This window comes from Azohydromonas lata (assembly GCF_034427735.1).
Taxonomy (GTDB): domain Bacteria; phylum Pseudomonadota; class Gammaproteobacteria; order Burkholderiales; family Burkholderiaceae_C; genus Azohydromonas; species Azohydromonas lata.
The window spans coordinates 169,332-175,884 of sequence record NZ_JAXOJX010000004.1; the positions used below are offsets into that span (position 1 = coordinate 169,332).

The following is a 6,553-nucleotide window of genomic DNA, read 5'->3' on the forward strand; positions in this document are numbered from 1 at the left end:
GCGGCGCCGGCCCTCAGTGGTCGCGCCGGTGCCAAGCCGGACGCGGCGTGTCCGGCGCGTTGACGTGCAGCTCCTGCGCCTCCAGCACCGACAGGCGCAAGGCCTCGTCGCCCACGTGCAGCAGGCTCCAGCGCCACTGCAGCGGCAGTTGCCTTTGCTTGGCATGGTGCTCGGCGCTGTCCTTGAGCGTGTCGGCCGCAAAGGGCGTGGTGTGGAAGAAGTTCCACTGCTGCACCGGCTGGTCGTCACGGTCCAGGACGACCAGCACCACGCACAGCAGGAAGGCGTTGCCGCGCAGGGCCTGGCTGGCCGAGGGCTTGTCCGGGGCATCGCCGGCCAGCGCCAGGCAGCGCCAGGCCTGGGCGCGCACGCCGCTGGCCTCGTCGCCCTGCACCAGGGGGCTGCGTTCGACGAACACGGCCTCCAGCGCCGGGGGCGCGTCCTGCACGCCGCCGGGTGCGGCGCCACCCCGGCGCGCCGAGGCGGCGGCCGGCGCGCTGAAGGACAGGGCGCGGTCGCGCACGTCGAACACCTCCTGCAGCAGCGGGATGTAGTGGTCCATGAGCCAGCGCTGCCAGCGCAGGGCCAGCCGCTCGCCGGAGACCTCCCGGCCGTCCAGGGCCTCGCGCACGGCCTGGCCCATCTCGTCCACCGTCGCAAAGCCCAGCAGCACCTTGCCGTCGGCGCGCACCGCCACGCTCACGTGGCGGCGCCAGCCGAACTGCGTGGCCTGCTCGTCGGCCGCTTGGGCCCGCATGACCTGCAGCGCCCGCGCCAGCTCCTCGCCGCTGGCACAGGCGTCGAGCTCGTGCTTGTCGCGCTGCGCCAGCGCGAAGAGCTCGCCCTCCCAGCCCGGGCAGCCGAATTCCAGCTCCGGGGCCTGCGCGTCGGTCTCTTCGGCCTCCAGCACACCCACGGTGCGCAGTGTCGCCAGCGATACCGTGCGGATGTCGGCCTCGGCCACGCCCAGCGCGCGCGCCAGCGCCGCGTCCAGCCTTTGGCTGCGCGGCGGGTGGGCGGCGTCGGCGAACGGGCCGTTGAAGGGGTCGGAGTCGGGGCCCTGGTGCTCGAAATGGGCGCGGAACAGGGGCAGGCACAGCACCAGCGCGTGCGCCTCGTCGTACAGCCCAGTGGCGAAGGCGGCCATGTCGTCGGACTTGTCCGAGACGTGGAAGCAGTCCGTCAGCGTCAGCCACGGCGTGCGCTCCTCGCCCTCGCTGGGCGGCGGCGGCAGCACCCGCCCAAGGTAGGCCGCGATCTCGTGCAGCTCGGACTGCACGTCCACGTCGGTCATGAAGGTGTCGGCGCTCATCAACCCGTCGGCCAGGGCCAGCACGTGGCCGGCCCGCGCCAGCGCGGCGCGCTGCGCGGCGTCCGGGTACAGCGACTGCACCAGCGCCTTGGCCAGTGCGGTGGACTGCGCGCGGCTGAGCAGCACCGGCGCCTGCACCGGCCGGCGCAGGCCCACCACCAGTCCCCAGGCTTCCACGCGCGGCGCACTGGCCTGGCGGCTCAAGCCCACGGGAAGCACCGTGCTTGCAGCCTTGTTGATGCGACGCGGCTTGCGCGCGGGCTTGTCCTGGGGGTCGTCGGCCATCGTGAAGCCCGGGGTGAGGTGTTGAAAAACTTCAACACATTGTGCTTGCGCCGGCGGCCGGCGCGGCGGCCTGTGGCGCCTGCACCCGTCGGCGAACCCGCCACCATGCCTTGAAGCAGCCCGTGCGCGCGGCCAAGCCGCGCCCGGCAGCCGCACGCCAATACACCCGCCGATCTATTTCCGGAAAGTCAAGGCGCGTGGCGACACGTTGATGGCGGCCCGGTCGCGGCTGAACGACCCGGCGCCTCGATTCACCGGTCCACGCGATCCCCAGAGTTCTTGCGCGGCACGAGCATGAAGGCGTGGCCCTGGTTTTGGGCGTTGAATCCCAGGCCGACGATCACGCCCTCATCGCTGATGGCCGCGGCGCGCTGCAAATGAATCCAGCCGGCGGCGCGCACTTCCGGCAATTCATTCAAATTGGTCAGCGTGCCCTCTTTCCAAAGGAATGCATAAGCGTCGAATGATTCCGGGTTCTGCAGCGCGCCGACCACCTGCCCCTTGTTGTTGATGGATTGGGCCGAACCGTATTGGCCGCTGCCTATGATTTTCGACTTGCCGTTGACGAATGCGAAGGCGGTGGTATTGCTGCCCGGCGAGGGATACATATAACCGGCGGCATCGCCCCTGTCGTTCATGCTGGACAAATGAACGCTGGAGCCGGGCAGCGCGCCTTTCAGGGCCCGCGCCTGGCCGTCGATGATTCGAATTCCTTCTTCCACCTGCACGCCGTCCACGGTGTATTTGATGCGGTTGCCGGCAATATCGCCCTGCTTGTTGATGGCGACGGCAAAGGCCGAGACGCCGCCCCAGGTGCCCAGATCGGTCAATTTGCCGTTGCTGTATTTCCAGGCGTGCGAGGCGTTGCCGCTGCAGCACAGGACACCGCCGCCGACGATTTCCGACTGGTCGTTGATGGCGGCGGGCGATATTCCCCGCCAGCCGTTGGAGGGCATGGTGGCGAGCCGGTTGTTTTTCCAGATGAAGCCGAAACCACCGGCGAACGTGCTGTAGTCGCCGACCACTTCGCCCTTTTTGTTGATGCCCGTCGCGGTGCCCGGCCCCGGTGTCTCAATCGCCGCAGCAGCGTGATAGGGGGAAAACAGGCCGGGGCGCCACAAGCCGTCGGCGTCCCAGCCGGTGATGCCGACGGCCATCAATTTCTTGTTGACGTCCAAAGCAATGCTGCCGATACCGCCGGCCTTGCCGAGATCGTGGATCTCATACTGCTGCGCATGGCAGAACAAAGAAAGAGCCGCGAGCGCAGCCCCGACCATCCAATGGTGTCGCATGGCCTGATCCCTTCCCATCCCAAAACGGAGTCGTTATTCCATGCTAACAAAATCCAATATCCGAAAACAAATCAAATTTCCCCAGTGAAAAGCCTGAGTCACAACAGCAAGACAGATATATAGAATTAGCCCTTTGAAAAGTAAGTGTATTTCGTTGCAATAATTTCAATTTCAACGCAAATTATAATTTGACATTGGATATAGGCTTGATCTGAAGAGTTCACAGTCCAGCCATGGTTTCGCAGCGGGCGCGCGATCGGTACCCATTACAGTGCTGCGGCCCGACATTCAGACGTCTGATCGCGATTTTGATTCGCGGACGAGGCGGCGCCCCTTCTGCAGTTTGAGCGCATGGAACCCAGAATTCACGACATCTTGCCCAACCTGGTTGAGCACCTGCTGGATGTCGTGGTGGTGGTGAATGCCGCGGGGAAGATTGCCTATGCCAATGCCGCCTGCGAAGCCGTTTTCGGATATTCGCCGGCGGAATTGGTGGGCAACGAGATGATCGGCCACGTCGTCCCGGAGGACAGGCCACGCACGCTGGAGGAAGCCCGGCGGGTCATGGCCGGGTTGCACTGCGTCGGTTTCGAGAACCGGTACATCCACAAGGACGGCCGGTACGTGCACGTCATGTGGTCGGCCCGCTGGCTGCCGGACCACCAGTTGCGCATAGGCGTGGCCCGTGACGTGACCCGCATCCGGCATGCCGAGCAGATCCAGGCCATGACCTACGCCATCTCCGAAGCCGTTCACGACGCCGGCAACCTGGCCGAGCTGCTGCAGAAGATCCACGACATTCTGGCCCGGCTCATGCCGCTGTCCGGCTTGGCCGCAGCCGCCTGCGGCCCCGTGGGCGGCCATTACGAGGTGGTGTACCAGGCGGGGATGGCGCTTGATCCCGCCGCCCCGCAAGCCGACGAGCATTGCCACGCCATGGAGCTCACCACGCTCAGCGGGCCCGTGGGCCTGCTGGTATTGAGGCGCGTGCCCGGGGTTGTGCAGGATGAGAAGGAGCGGGATTTCCTTCGCTTCATGACGGCCCAACTGGCGACCGCCATGGAGCGCATGCGGCTCAAGGCGCAAACCCGGCATTTCGCGCTCCACGATGACTTGACGGGGCTGCCCAACCGGCGGCTGTTGAAGGAACTGCTGGCCGAGGCGCTGCACGGCTGCCGCAGGCGCCAGCAGCGCCTGGCGCTGGTGTTCGTGGACGTTGACGGGTTCAAGCAGATCAACGACAGCCTGGGGCATGCGGCCGGCGACTGCTTCCTGCAGGAGTTTGCCCGGCGCCTGCGGCACAACCGCCGCCAGACCGACACGGTGGCGCGCTTGGGCGGGGACGAATTCCTGCTGCTGCTGCCGGACATTCAGACGGCCGAACACGCCCACGCGGTCGTGACCGGCATTCACGCCACGCTGGCCGCGCCGCTGCAACTGGAGGGCCGCAGCGTGGCCATGCGCGCCAGCACCGGCATCGCCGTGTTCCCGGAGGACGGCACCGACGCCGACGTGCTGCTGCAACACGCGGACAAGGCGATGTACGCGCACAAGACGGCCAGGCGCGAGCGCGAACGCAAGCACGACGAACAGGCCTGAGCGGGCCTCTTCAGACCGCGCGGGCCGCAGGCGGTGCGGCGGCCCGCGCCGTCCGCCGGCACGGGGGTGCGGGCTGCGTTACTGCAGTTGCGCCTTGACCTTTTCGATGGCGGCCAGGGCGCACTGCTCGTCGAGGTGGCCGCCGGGCGCGCCGCCCACGCCCACCGCGCCTATGACCTCGTTGCCGGCCTTGACCGGTACGCCGCCGCCCAGGAGCAGGAAGCCGGGAATGTTCACGAGGTTGGCGGCACCGGGGTTCTTTTGCGCGCTCTCCATCATGGCCAGCGTGGCATTCCTGGCCGAGGCGCTGGTGTAGGCCTTGAGGCGGCTGGCTTCCAGCGTGTGGGGGCCCGCGGCGTCGGCGCGCAGCACGGCGCGCACGCCGCCGGCACGGTCCACCACGGTGGCGGCCACGGCGTGGCCGTTGGCTTGGCAGGCGGCGACGGCCGCCACGGCGAGCTGGCCGGCCAGCTCGCTGGACAGGGTGCGCTCGGTGCGCACGGCGGCCGCGGGTGGCGCGGACTGCGCAGTCGCCAGGCCCGCGGCGCCGGCCAGCGCGGCGGCTGCAAAAACAACGCAGGCGGCGCGAGCGGCGACGGTGGCGGGAGGGAATCGGACGGAAGTGCTCATGGCGTGTGGTGCGGGGCGGAGGGTGGCGGTTGCAGGGGGCGCGGCGCGTCGCCTGCCATGCCGGCCATTCTTCGCACCGGCCGCCACGGCGGCCATCCGCGCGTTTCGCGCGGTCGCTGCGTAGATCTACGCAGTGCCGGCGCGCCCGCCGCCGCCCGGCTCGCCGGCCTCCACCAGCGCGGCGTAGCCGCGTATGAGCTGCGCCAGCGTCTGCACCTGGAGCTTGTCGCCCAGGTGGGCCCTGTGCGTCTCCACCGTGCGCGCGGACAGGCCCAGCGCGCGCGCAATCTCCTTGCTGGTGAGCCCGGCCACCACCAGGGCCAGCACCTCGCGCTCGCGCGCCGAGAGCTGCGCGAAGCGCTCGCGGGCCTCGCGACCAACGGCGTCGCGCTCGCGGCCCTGCACGTGGCTGCGCACGCCGTTGAGCACGGCTTCCAGCAGCGCATCGTCGTCCACGGGCTTTTCCAGGAACTCCGTGGCGCCGGCCTTGAAGGCGCGGCGGCACATGTCCACCGTGCCGTGGCCGGTGAGCATGACCACGGGCTGGTCGGCGCCCTGCTCGCGCAGCAGTTGCAGCACGGTCAGGCCCGACAGCCGGGGCATGCGCACGTCCAGGACGATGACGCCGACGGATTCGCGGTCGAAGCCGTCGAGGAAAAGCTGCGGGTCCGGCCAGTGCGCCACGCGCAGCCCAACGGTGCCCAGGAGCAGCGCCAGGCCGGTGCGCACGGCCTCGTCGTCGTCGACCAGGTGGATGAGCGGAGAAACAGGGTTCATGGGGGCGATGGTGGCGAGGCGGTGCGGGAAGCAGGGGCCAGCGGCAGGTCGAGGACGAATTCGGCCCCCTGCGGCGCGGCGTTGCGCGCGGCCAGGCTGCCGCCCATGGCCTGCGCAAGCGACTCGCACAGCGGCAGTCCCAGGCCCAAGCCGTCCTGGCGCGTGGTGAAGAAGGGCTCGAAGAGGCGCGGCAGCGCCTGCGCCGCGATGCCGGGGCCATTGTCCCGCACCACCAGGCGGGCCCGCGCCGCGGCGGCGTCGGCCTGGACCTGCAGCTCGATGCGCGCAGGCACGGCGGGCGGTGCGGCCTCCAGCGCCTGCAGCGCGTTGGTGAGCAGGTTCAGGACGATCTGCTCCAGTGCCACGGGGTCGGCCCACGCGGCGGGGGCCTGTCCGCTCAATTGCGCGTGCACGCCGCGGCGCCGCAGCTCCGGCGCCAGCAGCGACAGCAGCGCGGCGGCGGTGGCCTCCAAGTGCACGGGCTGCAAGATGGCCTCGGCGCTTGGGCGCTCGACCAGGCGGCGCAGCCGCGCCAGCACGTCGGCCGCGCGGCGGGCCTGCGCGGCGGCCAACTCCAGGGCCTGGCGGGCGGTGTCCAGGTCGTCCTCCTGCGGCGGCGGGCCCGCGGGCAGCAACCGCAGCGCGGCGCGCGTGCCGG

At 69.5% G+C, this 6,553-nt stretch carries 6 protein-coding genes; 1 reads left to right on the top strand and 5 read right to left on the bottom strand.

The features are described from left to right. Window positions 1-13 precede the first annotated feature (13 nt). A complete protein-coding gene (locus SM757_RS05085) occupies window positions 14-1,597 on the bottom strand; it encodes a hypothetical protein (protein ID WP_322464623.1) in 1,584 nt (527 codons plus the stop codon). A gap of 251 nt (window positions 1,598-1,848) precedes the next feature. Beyond that, complete coding sequence (locus tag SM757_RS05090; protein WP_322464624.1) at window positions 1,849-2,889, bottom strand: hypothetical protein; 1,041 nt, start codon at window positions 2,887-2,889, stop codon at window positions 1,849-1,851. 351 nt (window positions 2,890-3,240) lie between these two features. On the opposite strand from SM757_RS05090, the gene SM757_RS05095 reads away from it, so the two are divergent. Next, window positions 3,241-4,488, top strand: a complete 1,248-nt coding sequence (locus SM757_RS05095; protein WP_322464625.1) for a diguanylate cyclase domain-containing protein — start codon at window positions 3,241-3,243, stop codon at window positions 4,486-4,488. A gap of 78 nt (window positions 4,489-4,566) precedes the next feature. On the opposite strand, the gene SM757_RS05100 is transcribed toward SM757_RS05095, so the two are convergent. The 3 genes from SM757_RS05100 to SM757_RS05110 all read right to left on the bottom strand — a co-directional run. Further along, entirely contained in the window at window positions 4,567-5,118 is a 552-nt protein-coding gene (locus SM757_RS05100) for a GlcG/HbpS family heme-binding protein (RefSeq protein ID WP_322464626.1), read from the bottom strand. Window positions 5,119-5,244: 126 nt separating this feature from the next. After that, window positions 5,245-5,895: a response regulator transcription factor gene (locus SM757_RS05105; protein WP_322464627.1), complete on the bottom strand. Its 651-nt coding sequence runs from the start codon at window positions 5,893-5,895 to the stop codon at window positions 5,245-5,247. Beyond that, the coding region (locus SM757_RS05110; protein WP_322464628.1) for a sensor histidine kinase at window positions 5,892-6,553 on the bottom strand (662 nt) is incomplete at its 5' end. The genes SM757_RS05105 and SM757_RS05110, both read right to left, overlap by 4 nt.

Bases quoted from the DNA above. Each gene is read 5' to 3' on its own strand.
- SM757_RS05085 (WP_322464623.1), bottom strand. From the start codon at position 1,597: ATGGCCGACGACCCCCAGGACAAGCCCGCGCGCAAGCCGCGTCGCATC.
- SM757_RS05105 (WP_322464627.1), bottom strand. From the start codon at position 5,895: ATGAACCCTGTTTCTCCGCTCATCCACCTGGTCGACGACGACGAGGCC.
- SM757_RS05095 (WP_322464625.1), top strand. From the start codon at position 3,241: ATGGAACCCAGAATTCACGACATCTTGCCCAACCTGGTTGAGCACCTG.
- SM757_RS05100 (WP_322464626.1), bottom strand. From the start codon at position 5,118: ATGAGCACTTCCGTCCGATTCCCTCCCGCCACCGTCGCCGCTCGCGCC.
- SM757_RS05090 (WP_322464624.1), bottom strand. From the start codon at position 2,889: ATGCGACACCATTGGATGGTCGGGGCTGCGCTCGCGGCTCTTTCTTTG.